This is a genomic window from Streptomyces sp. V1I1 (assembly GCF_030817355.1).
GTDB lineage: Bacteria > Actinomycetota > Actinomycetes > Streptomycetales > Streptomycetaceae > Streptomyces.
The window spans coordinates 5,096,427-5,114,699 of the sequence record NZ_JAUSZH010000001.1; the positions used below are offsets into that span (position 1 = coordinate 5,096,427).

13 protein-coding genes, 1 tRNA gene and 2 pseudogenes are annotated in these 18,273 nt (G+C 71.0%); 10 read left to right on the forward strand and 6 right to left on the reverse strand.

Annotated elements, in window-relative coordinates:
• Positions 1–153 precede the first annotated feature (153 nt).
• The 3 genes from QFZ67_RS23920 to QFZ67_RS23930 are packed head-to-tail and all read left to right on the forward strand — an operon-like array spanning position 154 to position 4,702.
• Positions 154–1,050 carry a xanthine dehydrogenase family protein subunit M gene (locus QFZ67_RS23920; RefSeq protein ID WP_307663119.1) on the forward strand — a complete coding sequence of 299 codons (897 nt, stop codon included), beginning with the start codon at positions 154–156 and terminating at the stop codon, positions 1,048–1,050.
• Complete coding sequence (locus tag QFZ67_RS23925; RefSeq protein ID WP_307663120.1) at positions 1,047–2,390, forward strand: 2Fe-2S iron-sulfur cluster-binding protein; 1,344 nt, start codon at positions 1,047–1,049, stop codon at positions 2,388–2,390. Before QFZ67_RS23920 ends, QFZ67_RS23925 begins: the two co-directional genes overlap by 4 nt.
• Entirely contained in the window at positions 2,387–4,702 is a 2,316-nt protein-coding gene (locus QFZ67_RS23930) for a xanthine dehydrogenase family protein molybdopterin-binding subunit (RefSeq protein ID WP_307663121.1), read from the forward strand. The genes QFZ67_RS23925 and QFZ67_RS23930 overlap by 4 nt, the downstream gene beginning before the upstream one ends.
• Before the next feature lie 27 nt (positions 4,703–4,729).
• Here the strand turns inward: QFZ67_RS23930 and QFZ67_RS23935 are convergent.
• Positions 4,730–5,038 (reverse strand): annotated as a pseudogene (locus tag QFZ67_RS23935) (ATP-binding protein); the annotation flags it as partial.
• On the opposite strand from QFZ67_RS23935, the gene QFZ67_RS23940 reads away from it, so the two are divergent.
• Positions 5,015–5,341 (forward strand): PQQ-binding-like beta-propeller repeat protein, encoded by a 327-nt coding sequence (locus QFZ67_RS23940; protein ID WP_307666130.1) that lies wholly within the window; start codon positions 5,015–5,017, stop codon positions 5,339–5,341. The pseudogene QFZ67_RS23935 and the gene QFZ67_RS23940 overlap by 24 nt on opposite strands.
• Positions 5,342–5,387: 46 nt before the next feature.
• Here QFZ67_RS23940 and QFZ67_RS23945 read toward each other — a convergent pair whose 3' ends face one another.
• Genes QFZ67_RS23945 through QFZ67_RS23955 form a run of 3 tightly spaced genes read right to left on the reverse strand, consistent with a single transcriptional unit; the run spans position 5,388 to position 9,354 of the window.
• Positions 5,388–7,301, reverse strand: a complete 1,914-nt coding sequence (locus tag QFZ67_RS23945) for a PQQ-binding-like beta-propeller repeat protein (protein WP_307663122.1) — start codon at positions 7,299–7,301, stop codon at positions 5,388–5,390.
• Positions 7,258–8,589 (reverse strand): serine/threonine-protein kinase, encoded by a 1,332-nt coding sequence (locus QFZ67_RS23950; RefSeq protein WP_307663123.1) that lies wholly within the window; start codon positions 8,587–8,589, stop codon positions 7,258–7,260. The genes QFZ67_RS23945 and QFZ67_RS23950 overlap by 44 nt, the downstream gene beginning before the upstream one ends.
• 3 nt (positions 8,590–8,592) lie before the next feature.
• Positions 8,593–9,354, reverse strand: a complete 762-nt coding sequence (locus QFZ67_RS23955; protein ID WP_307663124.1) for a serine/threonine protein kinase — start codon at positions 9,352–9,354, stop codon at positions 8,593–8,595.
• Positions 9,355–10,219: 865 nt separating this feature from the next.
• Between QFZ67_RS23955 and QFZ67_RS23960 the strand changes: the two genes are divergently transcribed.
• Positions 10,220–10,648, forward strand: coding sequence for a hypothetical protein (locus QFZ67_RS23960; protein WP_307663125.1), 429 nt, complete (start codon positions 10,220–10,222; stop codon positions 10,646–10,648).
• Positions 10,649–10,761: 113 nt separating this feature from the next.
• Here the strand turns inward: QFZ67_RS23960 and QFZ67_RS23965 are convergent, their stop codons facing one another.
• Entirely contained in the window at positions 10,762–11,628 is an 867-nt protein-coding gene (locus QFZ67_RS23965; RefSeq protein ID WP_307663126.1) for an AraC family transcriptional regulator, read from the reverse strand.
• A gap of 244 nt (positions 11,629–11,872) precedes the next feature.
• Here QFZ67_RS23965 and QFZ67_RS23970 point away from each other — a divergent pair, with 244 nt between their 5' ends.
• Positions 11,873–12,463: a hypothetical protein gene (locus tag QFZ67_RS23970; protein ID WP_307663127.1), complete on the forward strand. Its 591-nt coding sequence runs from the start codon at positions 11,873–11,875 to the stop codon at positions 12,461–12,463.
• 142 nt (positions 12,464–12,605) lie between these two features.
• Here the strand turns inward: QFZ67_RS23970 and QFZ67_RS23975 are convergent.
• Positions 12,606–12,677 (reverse strand) — tRNA-Cys (locus QFZ67_RS23975).
• Between the two features lie 177 nt (positions 12,678–12,854).
• Here QFZ67_RS23975 and QFZ67_RS23980 point away from each other — a divergent pair.
• The 4 genes and pseudogenes from QFZ67_RS23980 (at position 12,855) to QFZ67_RS23995 (ending at position 18,158) form a co-directional block, all read left to right on the forward strand.
• Positions 12,855–14,311 (forward strand): annotated as a pseudogene (locus QFZ67_RS23980) (MFS transporter).
• 193 nt (positions 14,312–14,504) lie between these two features.
• Positions 14,505–16,289, forward strand: a complete 1,785-nt coding sequence (locus tag QFZ67_RS23985; RefSeq protein WP_307663128.1) for a DEAD/DEAH box helicase — start codon at positions 14,505–14,507, stop codon at positions 16,287–16,289.
• A 324-nt stretch (positions 16,290–16,613) separates the two neighbouring features.
• Positions 16,614–17,255 carry an IclR family transcriptional regulator gene (locus QFZ67_RS23990; protein ID WP_307663129.1) on the forward strand — a complete coding sequence of 214 codons (642 nt, stop codon included), beginning with the start codon at positions 16,614–16,616 and terminating at the stop codon, positions 17,253–17,255.
• Positions 17,256–17,369: 114 nt separating this feature from the next.
• Positions 17,370–18,158: a S16 family serine protease gene (locus QFZ67_RS23995; protein ID WP_307663130.1), complete on the forward strand. Its 789-nt coding sequence runs from the start codon at positions 17,370–17,372 to the stop codon at positions 18,156–18,158.
• The last annotated feature ends 115 nt before the right edge of the window (positions 18,159–18,273 follow it).

The following is an 18,273-nucleotide window of genomic DNA, read 5'->3' on the forward strand; positions in this document are numbered from 1 at the left end:
CGCGAGCCGGTATATCCGGTACGGATCTGCCCTTCGCGGACCCTCTCGCCGGTCGGCTCGGAAGATGTGCCAGAGTTGCCACGTCCGGGCTGTGAGCACGTACGGTACGGCAACACAGGCGGGACAGCCGGGACACCGGGAAGGGGCAGCTGGGTGACCACGCACGCACCGCAGACGGGGCAGTCGGTGACGCTGCCGGCTTCGCTCGACGAGGCCGTGGCGGCGCTGACCGCCATGCCCGCCGCCGTGCCCGTCGCGGGCGGCACGGACCTCATGGCCGCCGTCAACAAGGGTCAACTCCGCCCGGCCGGCCTCGTCGGCCTCGGCCGCATCAGCGAAATCCGCGGCTGGCGCTACCAGGACGGACACGCGCTGCTCGGCGCCGGACTCACCCACGCCCGGATGGGACGGCCCGACTTCGCGGCCCTCATCCCCGCGCTGGCCGCGTCCGCGCGCGCCGCGGGCCCGCCCCAGATCCGAAACGCGGGCACCCTCGGCGGCAACATCGCCACGGCCGCCCCGACCGGCGACACCCTGCCTGTGCTGGCTGCCCTGGAGGCGGACCTGGTGATCGCGGGACCCGGCGGCACGCGCCGCGAGATTCCCGTCTCGCACCTCCTGGCAGGCCGGGAGATGCTCGCCCCCGCCGAGCTCATCGGCTTCGTACGAGTACCCCTCCTGCACGCCCCACAGGTCTTCCTGAAGGCCACCGGCCGCACCGGACCCGGCCGCGCCACCGCATCCGTCGCCGTCGTCCTCGACCCGGCGCGACGCGGCGTGCGCTGCGCGGTGGGCGCGATCGCGCCGATGCCGCTGCGGCCGCTGGAGGCGGAGCGGTGGATCGCGTCACTGATCGACTGGGACGGCGAGCGCGGCCTCGCCAGCGAGGCGCTGGCGGCCTTCGGTGAGTACGTCGCGGCGGCGTGCATCCCGGATCCGGCCCCGGCCGCGCAGGGCGAGGAACAGGCCGTGCTGCCGCCCGCCGTACTGCATGTGCGGCGGACCGTCGCCGCGCTGGCCCGACGTGCACTGGGGAGGGCGCTGTCGTGAGCAACGAGGAGAACCCGCAGGGACGCCCGCCGGAGCAGGGGGGCTGGCAGCCCACGCCTCAGGGCGGTGAGTACGACGCCGAGGCCACCGCGTTTCTGCAGCTGCCGTCCGAGGGCGCGGACGCGGCGCCGCTCGAAGCGCCCGGACACGGCTACGTACCGCCGACGATCACGCCCCTGACCCCGGCCTCCGCGGCCGATCCGGCGACGGGCGGCTGGGCCGCGCAGCAGGCGACGGGGGAGCCGGCGGTGCGGTGGCCGGAGCCCGCGGGCACCGAGCAGCATGTCGACCCGCATGCCACGGGACAGTGGACCTTCACGGGCGCCGAGCCGGCCGGGGCGCCGGTCGCGCCCGCGCCCGCCTCCGAGTTGACCGGCCAGTGGACGATTCCGGTGGCGGACGGCGATCTGCCCGACGAGTCCGGCGAGTTCACGACGTCTTCGCTGGCGTCCCACTGGGGTACGACGACCCCGCCCGCGACTCTGCCGGGCGGGGCGACGGCCCCGTGGGCGACCGGGCAGGAGCCCCCGGCGACGCTGCCGGGCGGAGCGGCCGCGCCCTGGGCGACGGCTCCGTCTCCGGAGCCGGAGCCCGCCGCGGTGGCCGAGGAGCCGGAACCCGCGCAGTCGGGGCCCGTACCGGAGCGGGGGCCCGTACCGGAGCCGGAAGCGGTCGAGGCCGAGGCGGTGGCGAGCCCCGACGAGGCCGCCGCCGCTGCTGAGGCGCCCGCCCCCACCTCCTCCACGGGCAGCGACGAACACCCGCCGACCTCCTACGTCCTGCGCGTCAACGGCACCGACCGCCCCGTCACCGACGCCTGGATCGGCGAGTCCCTCCTCTACGTACTGCGCGAGCGCCTCGGCCTCGCCGGTGCCAAGGACGGCTGCTCGCAGGGCGAGTGCGGCGCGTGCAACGTCCAGGTCGACGGTCGTCTCGTCGCCTCCTGCCTGGTCCCGGCGGCGACCGCCGCCGGCTCCGAGGTCCGTACGGTCGAGGGCCTCGCCACCGACGGCGAACCCTCGGACGTCCAGCGAGCCCTGGCGGGCTGTGGCGCGGTCCAGTGCGGCTTCTGTATCCCCGGCATGGCCATGACCCTCCACGACCTGCTCGAGGGCAATCACGCCCCCACCGAGCTCGAGACCCGCCAGGCGCTCTGCGGCAACCTCTGCCGCTGCTCCGGCTACCGAGGCGTCCTCGACGCCGTACGCGAAGTGGTCGCCGAGCGCGCGGCGAGTACCGCGACCGCCGCCGAAGCGAGTGAGGAAGCGCGCATTCCGCACCAGGCGCCCCCCGGCGCGGGTAGTGTGCAGCTCCACCCGCACGACGGAGGCATGGCGTGAGCAACGACGCGGCCACCACGACGACGCCCAGGACGGTCGACGGCCCCCAGACGGAGCCTCCCGCCCTCGGCCTCGGCGCGTCCCTCCCGCCGGCCGACGCCCGCGCCAAGACCGAGGGCACATTTCCGTACGCCTCCGATCTGTGGGCCGAGGGCCTGCTGTGGGCGGCGATCCTGCGCTCCCCGCACCCGCACGCGCGTATCGGCTCGATCGACACCTCGGCGGCGCTGGAGATGCCCGGCGTACGAGCCGTGGTCACCCATGAGGACATTCCGGGCGATTCGTCGTACGGCAGGCGGATCGCCGACCGCCCCGTCTTCGCCTCCGAACTCGTACGCCACCACGGCGAGGCGATCGCGGCGGTCGCCGCGGACCACCCCGACACGGCCCGCCTCGCGGCGGCGGCGATCGCCGTCGAGTACGACGTGCTCGACCCGGTCACCGACCCCGAGAAGGCATTCGCCGCCGAGCCCCTGCACCCCGACGGCAATCTGATCCGCCACATCCCGCTGCGCTACGGCGACCCGGATGTGACGGGCGAGGTGATCGTCGAGGGCCTCTACCGCATCGGCCGCCAGGACCCGGCCCCGATCGGCGCCGAGGCCGGCCTGGCCGTCCCGCGCCCCGACGGCGGCGTGGAGCTGTACGTCGCCTCCACCGACCCGCACACCGACCGCGACCTGGCCGCCGCGTGCTTCGGCCTGGAGCCGGACCGGGTGAAGGTCGTGGTCACGGGCGTCCCGGGCGCGACGGGCGACCGCGAGGACCCCGGCTTCCAACTCCCGCTCGGCCTACTGGCGTTGAAGACCGGCTGCCCGGTCAAGCTGACGGCGACCCGCGAGGAGTCCTTCCTCGGCCACGCACACCGCCATCCGACGCTGCTGCGCTACCGCCACCACGCGGACACCGAGGGCCACCTGATCAAGGTCGAGGCCCAACTGCTGCTTGACGCGGGCGCGTACGCCGACGCGTCCTCCGAGTCGCTCGCGGCCGCGGTCGCGTTCGCCTGCGGTCCGTACGTCGTCCCGCACGCCTTCATCGAGGGCTGGGCGGTCCGTACGAACAACCCTCCCTCGGGCCATGTGCGAGGCGAGGGAGCGATGCAGGTGTGCGCGGCCTACGAAGCCCAAATGGACAAGCTGTCCGCGAAGTTGGGTGTCGACCCCACCGAACTGCGGCTGCGCAACGTGCTCGCGACCGGTGACATCCTCCCCACGGGCCAGACAGTCACCTGCCCCGCGCCTGTCGCGGAACTCCTCCGCTCGGTACGGGACTTCCCGCTCCCGTCCCTCCCCAAGGACAGCCCCGAGAACGACTGGCTGCTCCCCGGCGGCCCGGAGGGCGCGGGCGAACCCGGCGCCATCCGCCGCGGAGTCGGCTATGCGCTGGGCATGGTCCACATGCTGGGGGCGGAAGGCGCCGACGAAGTCTCCACGGCAACGGTCAAGGTCCACGACGGCATCGCGACGGTGATCTGCGCGGCGGTGGAGACCGGCCAGGGCTTCTCGACCCTGGCCCGCCAGATCGTCCAGGAGACGCTGGGCATCGAAGAGGTCCACGTGGCCTCGGTCGACACGGACCAGCCCCCGGCGGGCCCGGCGGCCCACGGTCGCCACACCTGGGTCTCGGGCGGCGCGGTCGAACGCGCCTCGAAGATGGTCCGTACGCAACTGCTCCAGCCCCTGGCCCACAAGTTCGGCATGTCCACCGAACTCCTCCAGATCACCGACGGCAAGATCACGTCGTACGACGGCGTGCTGTCGACGACGGTGACGGAGGCGATGGACGGCAAGGAACTCTGGGCAACGGCCCAGTGCCGCCCCCACCCCACGGAGCCCCTCGACGAGTCCGGCCAGGGCGACGCTTTCGTGGGCCTGGCCTTCTGCGCGATCCGCGCGGTGGTCGACGTAGACATCGAGTTGGGTTCGATCCGCGTGGTCGAAATGGCGGTGGCCCAGGACGTCGGCCGCGTCCTGAACCCGGCCCAACTGACCGCCCGCATCGAGGCCGGCGTCACCCAGGGCGTGGGAACGGCCCTCACCGAAAACCTCCGCACGGCCCGCGGCCTGGTCCGCCACCCGGACCTGACGGGCTACGCACTCCCGACATCCTTGGACGCCCCGGACATTCGCATCGTCAAACTGGTCGAGGAACGCGACGTGGTGGCCCCCTTCGGAGCAAAGCCGGCGAGCGCGGCCCCGGTGGTCACTTCCCCGGCGGCGGTCGCGTCGGCGGTGCGGGCGGCAACGGGCCGCCCGATCAACCGGCTGCCGATCAGGCCTCAGGCGGCGGTGGCAGTCCCCAACTCGTAACAGTGTGACGCGCATTGCATGTGCAGGTCCGCGCCCCGACTCGGCCTCGGGCTCCGAGGGTTCGGGAGTCCGGGGCAGTCTGTCTGCACGGGTGTCGGTGACCTCGATACGTACCGTCTCGAAATCGCTGAAGTAAGGCTGAGGCGGAAGTCCCGACCGGATACGCGGCCATGCAGGGCGGCGTGCTGCGAGCTCGGCGACGATCTGGTCGGCCGCTTCGAATGGCCTCCCGCAGTCGCTCAGTTGCTGCACTGCCAGACGTCGGGCGAGGCGAGCGCCTCTGCGGGTCGAGGACAGCAGGACCGTGAAGTGGTGGACGGCCGCAAGGTGTGGCAGGACCCCTCCGGCGCCAAGGTCGTCTCCGCGCCTATCATCCACGGCGACCGGGTCTACATCGGCGGCAAGAACCTGACCTCGCGCCCCCTCTTCGACGGCAAGGAAATCTGGGCGGTCAAGCCCCACAAGGGCTACGACGGCACGCTCGAAACCTGGGCCTCGCCGACCGTCGTCGACAACTCGGTCTACGCGATGATCGGGAGAGGGCGTGTGGGCGCTCAGCGGGTGCCAGGTGTTGGGGCCGGAGGAGGTTCCGACCCGGATCCTGCGGTCTATCTCGGTGTGATCTCTCTTGCACCTTAGGGAGGGGTGCGAGGGTTCTTCGGCGGCGAGGCCTCGGCCGGCCGCTTCAGAAGACCGGGAGCGCGGAGAGCGAGTTGCCGTCCAGGAGGAAGACGCGATTGGCGTCGGCCACGAGCCAATAGGCGTCGGTGTTCTTGATGATGGGGAACACCCAGGAGGAGAGGTTGAGTTCGTTGGTCTGGTCGAGGACGTTTATTCCCCCTCCTGTTTTATTGACGGTAACTGTCCAGAACCCATGGCCTTGAACGACAAGTGGGCTGGGGGGGTCGCATTCAAACAGGCCTTCAAACCCCCAGCCACCCCGGCTCCCGTCGCGGATGCCGAAGCGCAGAGGAAGTCCGAGCACGGCTGCGTACAGGTACGTGCCATGGATGGTCGGAGGGCCCCAGGAGACCGGGACGCCGCCCGGTGGACGTGGGTTCTCGGCGGCCCAGCGCTCCTTTCCATCAGTGATGTCGAGAGAGTAGAGGCGCTTTCCGGTCACGAACAGGGAGCGACCAGAGGTGGCAACGCCTACTCGGTGGTCGGATTGTTCGCGTAGGTCCCATACTTTGCGACCGCTGCTGGTGTCGACGGTGACGATGTCTCCGTCCGCCGTGGTGATGACCAGGCGACCATGTGCTGCGATGCCACGTGACGTGGCCTTCGTGCCGAGATCGGCCTCGACCCGGACTGTCCAGCGGATCTTGGCATCGGACCGGCCGATGCTGCGCAGACGACTGTCCTTGGTGACTACATACACCGCTTCGTCGTCCGCGGCGAGGATGGAGGAGGCGTCTGCGGGAGCCGTCCACTTGGGCTCGCCCGTCGACGCGACGAAGGTCAGGAGGGTGCCGCTCTGATCGATGGCTGCTACCAGCTCATCGGAGAGTGACAGGTATCGGAGAGCGGCCACAGCCTCGGGCGCAGACCACCGGAGTTTGCCGTCGACGACGCTGCGCGCTGCGATGCCGCCTTTTGGGGACCCGACGATAATGACGTCGCGCACGGGCAGGGGCGCAGGCGAGTCATCGCCGAGAACCGATGTGAGGCTCCAGAGCGGATCGGGAGTCTCGCCCAGGACGTAGTCACCCTTCTTCGCGGACAGGACGTGGGCTTTCGGGGTCTTCGCGGCCGGAGGGATGTCGAAAAGATCCCGCCCGGTACCGTCCGCCTTCCAGCTCCACCATGCGGCCGTGCCGCCGCCGGCGGCAACCACGGAACCGCCGAGCGCGAGGGTCGTCAACAGACGGCGTCGTGACACGGAACGCGGTGCGCTCGACTCTGGCAACGTGGTCATCCGGTGGAGGCTGCGCTCGCGCGTGGTGATGTCCTGTGCGAGTGAGCCCCGCAGCCAGGCACGTTCGGAGCCTCGGGGCGGGGCGAAGAACTGGGCTATTTGGTCCGGGGTAGGCCGCAACCAGGGGTCTTTGGCGAGGCACGGACCGATCAACGGTTGAAGCGTGGGCGGTACGCGGTCCAGGCCCGGCTCACTGTGGACGACCTCGTACTGCACGGCAGCGACGTGTGAACCCTCATACGCACGTTGTCCACTCGCCGCATAAACCAGTACAGCACCCAAAGGGAAGACATCGGCGGGCGGTCCTACGCGTTGGCCGAGTACCTGCTCGGGGGCGCCATAGCCGGGTGTCACCGGGACCTGGCCGGTGGTGGTGAGCGTGAGACCGTGCTCGGGGCGGGCGATGCCGAAGTCGATGATGCGGGGACCTGCTGCGGTGAGCACGATGTTGGCGGGCTTCAGGTCGCGGTGGACGAGGCCGACGGTGTGGATGTCCTGGAGTGCGTGGGCCAGCGCCGCCGCGAGGGCTCGTACCAACGGCTCGTCGAGCGGCCCGTGTGAGCGGACGGCATCGTCGAGGGTCGGGCCGGCCAGGAACTCGGTGGCGATCCAAGGGCGCCCGCTCTCGGTCTGAACGTCAAGGACGCGGGCCACGCCCTCGCTGGTGACAGCCTGGGCCATCTGGGCTTCGCGGACGAATCGTTGCCCGAGGTTCTGGTCGTGCCGGGTCCGACCACTTCGTCTTGCCTGTGTTGGGATCCAGGGCCTGCAGGGAGCTGGCGCTCTCCGCCACAGCGACCACGTTGTCCAGGAGGAGCGGGGCAGACGGAATTCGAGGGCTGATTCCGTAGTCGGTCTTCCTCTGCCAGATCAAGTCCCATTTGGGACTGCTCGGGGCGGTGGGTGCTGCCTTTGGATCGGTGCTGTCCTGCCTGAGCCATGACCAGGCTCCTGTCCCGACTGCGGCCAGGCCGAGTACGGAACTGCCACCCACGGCCAAGAGTTTGCGGCGCGACATGGCGGGTGGGCTGCCGTTCTGGATGCCCTCGGCGAGGGCGTGGTCCGGCGGAGTCGGGAGGCGGTTGGGCGCGACACGCCAGACGTCCGAGGCGCGGCGGGCGATCCCTGCGAGGAGGGTGTCGGGGAGGTGGTCGGCGAATTGACCCTGACCGTCGTGGAGTTGGGCGGCGAGTTCCAACGTGGTGAGCCGCCGGCCGGGATCCTTGGACAGGCAGCGGGTCAGGATCGGGACCAGGTTGTCGGGGACACCGGTCAGATCAGGATCTGCGTAGCGGACGCGGTACAGCAGGTCCGCCGGCTGGCCCGTGCCGAAGGCACCGTGGCCCGTTGCCGCGTAGGTCAGGACCCCTGCCAGTGCGAAGACGTCGCCCGCCGGTGTGTGTTCCTGGCCCGTGGCCTGCTCGGGCGACATGAAAGCTGGGGTGCCCGCCGCCGCTCCCGTGCGAGTGAGGCGGTCGTCGCCCGCCGCTCGCGCGATGCCGAAGTCGATGATCTTGGGGCCGTACGCCGTGATCATGACGTTAGAGGGCTTCAGGTCGCGGCGGACGACGTCCGAAGCGTGTAGCTGGGCGAGAGCCCCGGCGAGGGCCGCGCCCAGCGCCCGGACCGACGGCTCAGGCAGCGGGCCGGAGAGGGTGACCGCGTCGTCTAGGGGCGGGCCGAGGACGTACTCCGTTGCCAGCCAGGGGGTTTCGCCGAGCGGGTCCGCGTCGACGACCGTGGCCCCGTGGTGGCCACCGATGATGCGGGCCGCGTCGATCTCCAGGCGGAAACGGGAGCGGAAGTCGGCGTCTGCGGCGATGCCCGCATGCATCGTCTTGAGCGCGACCGTACGGCCGCCGGCGGAACGGGCCAGATACACCGTGCCCATGCCGCCGCTGCCTAGGCGCGCGGTCAGGCGGTATGCGCCCAGCTGGACAGGGTCGTCGTACGTCAGAGGAGAAAGCACCCGTCAGATCCTGGGGGAGTGAGGGACGCGGAGCTCCGCGGCGAGTACTTCAGCCGACTGACGGGCAACCGCCGCCACCACCCGGCCCGGCAGCCAGCCGGGGGTGAGCAGTGACGCCGTGGAGTCCAGCACCGTCCCGGTGGGGGCGGGCGACGACGGCGGGAGGGCGTGCAGGACCTCGGGTGCCGTGGGGCGGTCCGCCGGGTCCCTGGTCAGGCAGGCCGAAATCAACCCCCGCAGCGAGTCCGGGAGTTCGGAGCGTTCCGGGACCGTGTGGCCGGTGGAGGCGTACGCGAGGACCGCGCCCAGTGCGTAGATGTCGCCCGGCGGGCGTGGGCGGCCGCCCGAGGCTTGTTCCGGGGCAAGGCTGCCCGGCTCGAGGCCCGGGAGGCCGGTGCGCTGTTCGCCGTCCGGGGCCGCCGCGCGTACCGTGCCGAAGCACGTCAGGCGCGGGCCGTCCCCGGCCAGGAGCACGGCCGCGGGGGACAGGCCCGCATGCGTGATCCCAGTGGCGTGTGCGCCCGCAAGCGTCTCGGCCAGGGCCGCGCCCAGAGCCCGCACCATGCGCTCGGGCAGCGGGCCGCCGTGGACGGCCAGGGCTACGGGGAGTGGCAGCGCGGGGAGGTAGGGGGAGGCGTACCAGGGTGCCGTGGACGGGGGCGCGACTTCGGAGACGGGGGAGACCCAGGGGCCCAGCAGACGGCGGGCCGCGTCGGCCTCGACGAGGAAGCGCGCGGGGTCGACGCCTTCAAGGGGAGCGCTCACCAGGACCGTACGATCGCCGTCCGCGCTGCGCGCGATGAAGCGCCGCTCGGGGGCGGGAGGGGAGCCGTGGCCGGTTGGATCGAGGCGCGTGATCAGGTAGTACGAGCCGATCCGCGCGGAGCGTCAAGGCGCGCTCGTTCCATGTGCGAATTCCCCTTGGTGTCCCCAACAGCATCAGGAGCTTACTCAGCGGCTCGACAGACGTTTGGCCGGGTTGCCTGCCTCCCGGAAGGAGTTGTGGGTCACCTTCCTGCCCCGGCGGGCTCGGCAGTGAGGGCAGATGTACTCAATTGCGTACGGAAACAGGGGCGATGGCTGGGTGGTGCTGCCGAGGACCTGAATGAGTGCGGGTGCTCGGGGCAGTTAGTGATCCATACTCATCCGGGCCCGCGCCTGAACCGGCAGGGTTCGTACGACATCCCCCACGTGCGGGTGGCATGCCCGCGGAACGAGGTGCGCACCGATGACTCAGCCGCCGTATCAGGGTCCTCAGGACTGGCCGGGGCAGTACGGTCAGCCAGGACCGCAGGATGCGCGGCCCGGGGTGCCACCGGTTCCGCCTCCGCCGCCGGCGCAGCCGCCTCAGACTCCGCAGTATCCGCCGAACCAGGCGCCGCCGAACCAGCCCCTGCCGAACCAGTATCCGCGGTACGGCACGCCCTACGGGTCGTACGGCCAGCAGCCTTCGCCGTACGGGACTTATCCGCCTCCTCCGCCGGCACCCTCCGGTGGCCGTAAGACCCCTTTGATCATCGCTGCGGCAGTCGCGGCGGTCGCAGTCATCGGTGGTGCCGTCTGGTTCGCCACGTCGGGCGGCGATGACGATGACAACAAGGCTTCTGCCGGGAGGAGTTCACAGGTCAGCGTGAGCCCGTCCATAAGCGTGCCCGAGAGCGAGCAGCCGACGGCCGGGTCCAGCGCAACTCCGAGCGAGGCGGGGTCCGGCGGCATCGGCACAGAGCCCACTGGGACCGGCATGGCGGGTATGTGGAGGTCGGACTCCGGCGGTGGGGTTCTCGGGCTGAAGGAGAGCGCGGACACCGACGAGCCGAACAAGATCTCGGTCATCTTCGTTTCCGGCGGACTCGAGTGCCGGGGAATCCGGAAGGTCGAAGAGCCCGAGAGGAAGTACAGGATCGCGATGCTCTGTGAGCGGGGTGGCAAGCCGGTCAAGGAAGAGGACCGTGGCGGGGACCTCACGTACGGCGGCGGGGACACCGTCACCGTCAAGTGGTTCAAGGGCAAGACCGGTTCCGAGACGTTCACTCGCTACGGCGACTGGCCGGAGAGCTAGGACTGAGGGCGTCGGAGATCAGCCGGACACCGTCATTCCGGCCTACGGCCGGCAAGGGCTCGCCGGCCTCGAAGCCCAGCGCGCGGCGGCACGGGGCCGCGGCGCGCTGCCGCTCAGACCGCAGTCCGCTCCACGGGGATCCACAGCTCCGCGTCCGCCTGTGCCGCGTCCTGCGACAGCCGGGTGCGCAGGATCTCGGGCCCCGGCCGGCTCCAGTACGGATTGGAGGGGAACCACTGCGTGAACACATCCCGCCACAGGTACTGGAGCGCCTGCGGAAACGGCCCGGAGCTCTCGAAGACGGCCCACGTCCCGGCCGGGACGGTGAGCGCGTCCATGTCCTCGGGCACGGCGGCGCGGGTCACCACGCCGTGGTAGTAGTCGAGTTCGGTTCCCTCGGCGCGGCTGTCGTCCAGATTGTCACTCACCGAGACGATCCCCTCCGGCACCTGATCGGACAGGCTCTGGATGCGCTGCAGCGTCTCCTGGCCGATGTCCCGGATGAAGGCGGCGATGGCCGGGTTCACCCCCTCGTGCACGAGGGGGACGCGCGCCTTCCTGCCGACCACACGGAACTCCTCCTTCTCCACGACCCTGTACCGCATGCTGCTGCTCCCTTCGACGATGAGGCGGAAGGACATCCGTGGCTGGGACTGCAGACTCGCACCGGCCCTCCTGGCCTCGCCGGGACCGACGCCGTGCATGACGCGGAACGCACGCGCGAACGCCTCCCCCGAGGTGTAGCCGTAACGCACCGCGACCTCCAGCAGCGTCCGCTGTCCGGCCAGCACCTCGGCACCCGCGACCGTCAGCCGCCTGCGCCGGATGTACTCCGACAGCGGAATCCCTGCCAGCGCGGAGAACAGCCGCCGGAAGTGGTACTCCGACGTCACCACGATCCGCGCCAGGTCGGACACCTCGATCCGCTGATCAAGGTGGCACTCGATGTGCTCCATGGCCTGGTTCAGCCGCTCCAGCACCCCGGCCTCCTTCCCTTTCGATCACTCACGTTAGGAAGGACGCACCCTGCCGGACCCGACATCCTGTGCCCGGTCCGGTCGGGTACGACGGGTAACGGACGGCCCGCACACCACACCCGCATCAATCACAACCAGCAAACGCGGCCTAGCAGGGGCTGGACGGCGTACGCAAGAGCATCCCCGCGCGGAAGGTTGAGTGGGAGCTCTCTCGCCCGGGATTCCCCGGCTCCGTAGCGTCGCAGCCATGATGGCGATGGTCGGACGCAAGGCGCTGGCGCTGGTGGGGGCACTTCTGGGCGTGTGGGCGCTCAGTGGGTGCCAGGTGCTGGGGGGCGGAGCAGGTTCCGACCGGGATCCCGCGGTCTCTCTCTCGGAGGCCAGGCAGCGGCTCGATGCGCGTTCGCAGAGTGTGTACGACGGACTGGGCCTGGCGGGCGAAGTCCAGGTCAACGACATCCAGTCCACCGGCTGTTACACCACGACCTGGAGTCTCAAGGAGGAGCTGAACGGTCTCGGCATGGAGCACCGGTGGCAGATCAAGGATGTCCCCGAGGCCGACGCCAGGTCCGCGGCCCGGCGGATGCGGGAGCGGATGCGCGCGGACGGCTGGGAGGTTGTCTACGACAAGCCGGGCAGCAAGGACGGTGTCGCAAGGGTGAACGTGCGGTTCAAGGATCCGGAGACCGAGGACTCGCTCAATCTCTCCTGGTGGCCCACGGCCAAGAGCCTCTCCGTGAGGCAGTACGTGAACTGCACCCCGGTCGACGGCGACAGACCGGGTGTGCACGATCTCGTCACCACGTGGGACACGGACTTTCAGGGAGCACGCGCATAACCGGCGAGTACGTGCATGACGGGCGAGTACGCGCGTGTGCGGCGCCCTGGGCCTGCGGCGCGGGCGGACCCGGAACGCTGGAGCCGGGTACGGCAGCGGCCGCCCCCACGCCATGGGGGCGGCCGTTGCCGTACGTACGCAGAGGCCGTGACCGGAATCGAACCGGCGTAACTCGCTTTGCAGGCGAGTCCCTCAACCACTCGGGCACACGGCCGTGTGCATCCAATGCCTCGACCGTAGGCGGGGCCGGGGCACCGCTCAAGGGTTCCGCTCGGGACGCAATGCGACTGCCATACGGCGTTCACGGTTCACGGTCGTACGACCAAGGGACCAGGGGGGCCCGGCCCAGAGACAGGGTCCATCCAGGGTCACGCCCCTTACTCTGAGGCTCATGACCGCCCTCGAACCCCGTGACGCCGAGGTCACGCCGCCGACCGATGACACAGACGCGGTGCCCGATGGCCAGGGCGTCCTCGGCAGGACGCATCGCGCGCTCAGTGTCGGCATCGTCTCCGTCGTCGTGCTGATCGCCTTCGAGGCGACCGCCGTCGGCACCGCGATGCCGGTCGCCGCGCGCGAGCTGCACGGCATTGAGCTGTACGCCTTCGCCTTCTCCGCGTACTTCACCACCAGCCTCTTCGCGATGGTGCTCTCCGGGCAGTGGGCCGACCGGGACGGGCCGCTCCGACCGCTCGCCACCGGGATTTCGGCCTTCGGCGCGGGGCTGCTGATGTCCGGGACCGCGGGCACGATGTGGCTCTTCATCATCGGGCGGGCCGTCCAGGGGCTCGGCGGCGGGCTGGTGATCGTGGCGCTGTACGTGGTCGTCAGCCGCGCGTACTCGGAGCGGCTGCGGCCCGCGATCATGGCGGCCTTCGCCGCGAGCTGGGTGATCCCGTCGGTCGTGGGGCCGCTCGCGTCCGGGACGGTCACCGAACACCTCGGCTGGCGCTGGGTGTTCATCGGCATCCCGGCGCTGGTCGTCTTCCCGCTCGCGCTCGCGCTGCCGGCGATCCGGCGGATGGCGTCCGGGCCCGCGGATCCCGGCGCGCCGCCGCAGCCGTTCGACGGGCGCCGGATCCGGCTGGCGCTGGGCATCTCGCTGGGCGCGGGTCTGCTGCAGTACGCGCGGGGCAGGACCTGAACTGGCTCTCGCTGGTCCCGGCGGCGGCGGGCGCGGCGCTGCTGGTGCCGGCCGTGCTCGGGCTGCTGCCGCGGGGGACGTACCGGGCGGTGCGGGGGCTGCCTTCCGTCGTACTGCTACGGGGCATCGCGGCCGGATCCTTCATCGCGGCGGAGTCGTTCGTACCGCTGATGCTGGTCACCCAGCGCGGGCTGTCGCCGACGATGGCCGGGCTTTCGCTGGCGGTGGGCGGGGCGACGTGGACGCTGGGCTCGTACGTACAGTCCCGGCCGCGGGTCGAGCCGTACCGGGAACGGCTGATGGCGCTGGGGATGGTGCTGGTCGCGGCGGCGATCGCGACGGCGCCGAGCGTGCTCATCGCGTGGGTTCCGGTGTGGATCGTGGGGGTCGCGTGGGGCGTGGGCTGCTTCGGCATGGGGATGGTGATCGCGTCGACGAGCGTGCTGCTGCTGAAGCTGTCGGCGCCGGAGGAGGCGGGCGCGAATTCGGCGGCACTGCAGATCTCGGACGGGCTGTCGAACGTGCTGCTGCTGGCCGCGGGTGGTGCGGCGTTCGCGGCGCTGGGCGGGGGAGCGGTGGGGGCGGCGCACGTCGCGTCGGGGGCGTCGGGCTCGCACCCGGGGGCGTTCGCCGCGGTGTTCCTGCCGATGGCGGGGGTGGCGCTGGTGGGGGCGTGGGTGGGGACGAGGCTGCGGACGCGGTGAGGTCGGGCGGGGTGAGGGTGAGGTGCGCCCAAGACCCGCGCCCTGTGAGGCGGGTCTCAACGACGCGCACTGTGAGGCGGGTCTCAACGAGGCCCGCCTCGCCTCGTCTGCCGTGGGGTGCGACTGTCCCACCGGTAGGGTGGCCCGGTTGTCGTACCGACCGACGTGTACCCGAGCCCGTGAACCGGAGACCGTGACTACTACCGCCTCCCACCACCTCTCACCCGCCTTCCCCGGGCGCGCCCCCTGGGGTACCGCCAACAAGCTTCGTGCCTGGCAGCAAGGCGCCATGGAGCGGTATCTCCAGGAGCAGCCACGCGACTTCCTCGCCGTCGCCACCCCCGGTGCCGGCAAGACCACCTTCGCGCTCACCCTCGCCTCCTGGCTGCTGCACCATCACGTCGTCCAGCAGGTCACCGTCGTCGCGCCCACCGAGCACCTCAAGAAGCAGTGGGCCGCCGCGGCCGCGCGGATTGGGATCAAGCTCGATCCGGAGTACAGCGCCGGGCCGCTGAGCAAGGAGTACCACGGCGTCGCCGTCACCTACGCGGGCGTCGGCGTACGGCCCATGCTGCACCGCAATCGCTGCGAGCAGCGCAAGACCCTCGTCATCCTCGACGAGATCCACCACGCCGGTGACTCCAAGTCCTGGGGCGAGGCCTGCCTGGAGGCCTTCGACCCGGCGACCCGCCGCCTCGCGCTCACCGGTACGCCCTTCCGGTCCGACACCAACCCGATCCCCTTCGTCCAGTACGAGGAGGGCAACGACGGGATCCGACGGTCCGCCGCCGACTACACGTACGGATACGGAAATGCGCTGGGCGACGGGGTCGTCCGCCCGGTGATTTTCCTCAGCTACAGCGGCAACATGCGCTGGCGCACCAAGGCGGGCGACGAGATCGCCGCCCGCCTCGGCGAGCCGATGACCAAGGACGCCATCTCGCAGGCCTGGCGCACCGCGCTCGACCCGCGCGGCGACTGGATGCCGAACGTGCTGCGCGCCGCCGACAAACGGCTGACCGAGGTCAGGAAAGGCATCCCGGACGCCGGCGGTCTCGTCATCGCGTCCGACCAGGACTCCGCCCGTGCGTACGCCAAACTCATCCGCGAGATCACCGGCACCAAGGCGACCGTCGTGCTCTCCGACGAGACCGCCGCCTCCAAGCGGATCGAGGAGTTCAGCGAGAACGAGGACCGCTGGATGGTCGCGGTCCGCATGGTCTCCGAGGGCGTCGACGTGCCGCGCCTCGCGGTCGGTGTGTACGCCACGACCATCTCGACGCCCCTCTTCTTCGCGCAGGCGGTGGGCCGTTTCGTACGGTCCCGGCGCCGCGGCGAGACCGCGTCCGTCTTCCTCCCGACCATCCCCAACCTCCTCGGCTTTGCAAGCGAGATGGAGGTCGAGCGCGACCACGTACTCGACAAGCCGAAGAAGGACGGGGACGAAGACCCGTACGCCGAGTCCGAGAGGGAGCTCGCGGAGGCGGAGAAGCAGCAGGACGAGGACACGGGCGAGCAGGACATGCTGCCCTTCGAAGCCCTCGAATCCGACGCGGTCTTCGACCGGGTGCTGTACGACGGCGCCGAGTTCGGCATGCAGGCGCACCCCGGCAGCGAGGAGGAGCAGGACTACCTCGGCATCCCCGGGCTCCTCGAACCCGATCAGGTGCAACTGCTGCTGCAGAAGCGGCAGGCACGGCAGATCGCGCACAGCCGCAAGAAGCCGGACGACGAGGCGGACCTGTTGGAGCTGCCCGCCGAGCGGCGGCCCGTGGTCTCCCACAAGGAGCTGCTGGAGCTGCGCAAGCAGCTGAACACGATGGTCGGGGCGTACGTCCACCAGAGCGGCAAGCCGCATGGGGTCATCCACACCGAACTGCGACGGGTGTGCGGCGGGCCGCCGAGCGCGGAGGCGACGGCCGGGCAGATCCGGGAGCGGATCAAGAAGGTCCAGGAGTGGGCGACCCGGATGCGGTGAGCTCCGCTCGTACAGATGACCGCCAACCACGGACACCCATCGAACGATTCTGGCGGCAATGGGTAGTTAAAGGGCTTTTTGTCACCTAAAGTCCCTCGGTGTCCGGACCTGAGTCCCTGCCGCGCCCGGATTCTGGACGAGGTCTTCCGCTGAGCGAACCAGGTCGCTACTGTCCCCGCATTGCACACGCCCCGTGGCAGCGCCGCCGCGGAGCGCAGCCGGTGCGCATGGCCTGCCGGCGGCCTCTGGGTGCGTCGCCACCGGGACCGGTGTCGCAACTTCCGTGAGAGGACCGCCGTCACTCACTCCGAAGGAGAGGGCGACGTGACCGCGGAGACCTCCCAGACGCTCGACCGGGGACTACGTGTCCTCAAGCTGCTCGCCGACACGGACCACGGGCTGACCGTTACCGAGTTGTCCAACAAACTCGGTGTCAACCGCACCGTCGTCTACCGTCTGCTCGCCACCCTCGAGCAGCACGCTCTCGTCCGCCGCGACCTCGGCGGCCGCGCCAGGGTGGGCCTCGGCGTACTCCGCCTCGGCCGGCAGGTGCACCCGCTGGTGCGGGAAGCCGCGATGCCGGCGTTGCGCTCGCTCGCGGAGGACATAGGGGCTACGGCCCATCTCACCCTGGTCGACGGCGCGGAGGCCCTCGCGGTCGCGGTCGTCGAGCCGACCTGGACGGACTACCACGTCGCGTACCGGGCGGGCTTCCGGCACCCGCTGGACCGGGGCGCGGCGGGCAAGGCGATCCTCGCGGCCCGCCAGAGCAAGTCGAACGAGCCCGGGTACACGCTCACCCACGGCGAACTCGAGGCGGGCGCGAGTGGCGCGGCCGCGGCGTTGGTCGGGGTGACGGGGATAGAGGGGAGCGTGGGCGTGGTGATGCTCGCGGACTCGGTCCCGGAGAGGGTGGGGCCTCGGGTGGTCGACGCGGCCCGCGAGGTGGCGGACGCGCTGCGCTGACGCGGGGCCGGTGTCCGTCCGGAGTGCCGGGGCCGGAGCGCGGTGTCCGTCCGGAGTGCCGCGGGGCGCCCGGCGCCCCGTGGGGCGAGCACCCCCGCCCGATAGATTGACACCGTGCTCTCCAGTCTCACGCGCCCCCGCGCCATCACCCTCTGCGCCCTCCCCGTCGTCGCGCTCTTCGCCGTCGCCGGGCTCGCGCCGCTGCCGTACGCCGTGGCGCAGCCCGGCTCGACCGCGAACGTCCTGGGCGATGACAAGGGCACACCCGTCATCACGATCACCGGCGCGCCCACCCGCACAACCAAGGGTGAGCTGCTGATGACGACCATCGTCGCGACCGGGCCGTCCGCCGACGTCGACCTCGGGGATGTGGCCGGCGCGTGGTTCAGGACGGACCGTGCGGTGCTCCCGCGCGACTCCGTCTATCCAGCCGGCAAGTCCGACGAGGAAGTCGCCCGGCACAACCTCAAGGACATGCAGCAGTCGCAGGCCTTCGCCACCCACGCCGCGCTCTCCTACCTCGGCAAGGACCCGGCGAAGGTGAAGGTCACCCTGCACCTCGCCGACGTCGGCGGGCCCAGCGCCGGGCTGCTCTTCTCGCTCGGCATCGTCGACAAGCTCGACGGGGACGGGGCGGGCGGGGATCTCACCGGCGGCCGCAGTGTCGCCGGTACGGGAACGATCAGCGCCGACGGCAAGGTGGGCGCGGTCGGCGGAGTGTCCCTGAAGACCCAGGCGGCGAAGCGGGACGGCGCGAGCGTCTTCCTCGTGCCCGAGGGCGAGTGCTCCGACGCGCAGGCCGAACTCCCCAAAGGGTTGCGGCTGATCCCGGTCACGGCCCTGAAGGACGCGGTGGCGTCCCTTCGGGCGCTGGAGAAGGGCGGCAAGGTCCCGAGCTGCTGACGGAGCCCACGTCTGGCGTCCGCGCCGGCGAGGCGGGCCCCGGGCAGGCACGTCCCGGCGAACCGTCCCGCGGCAGGCACGTCCCGGCGAACCGTCCCGCGGCAGGCACGTCCGC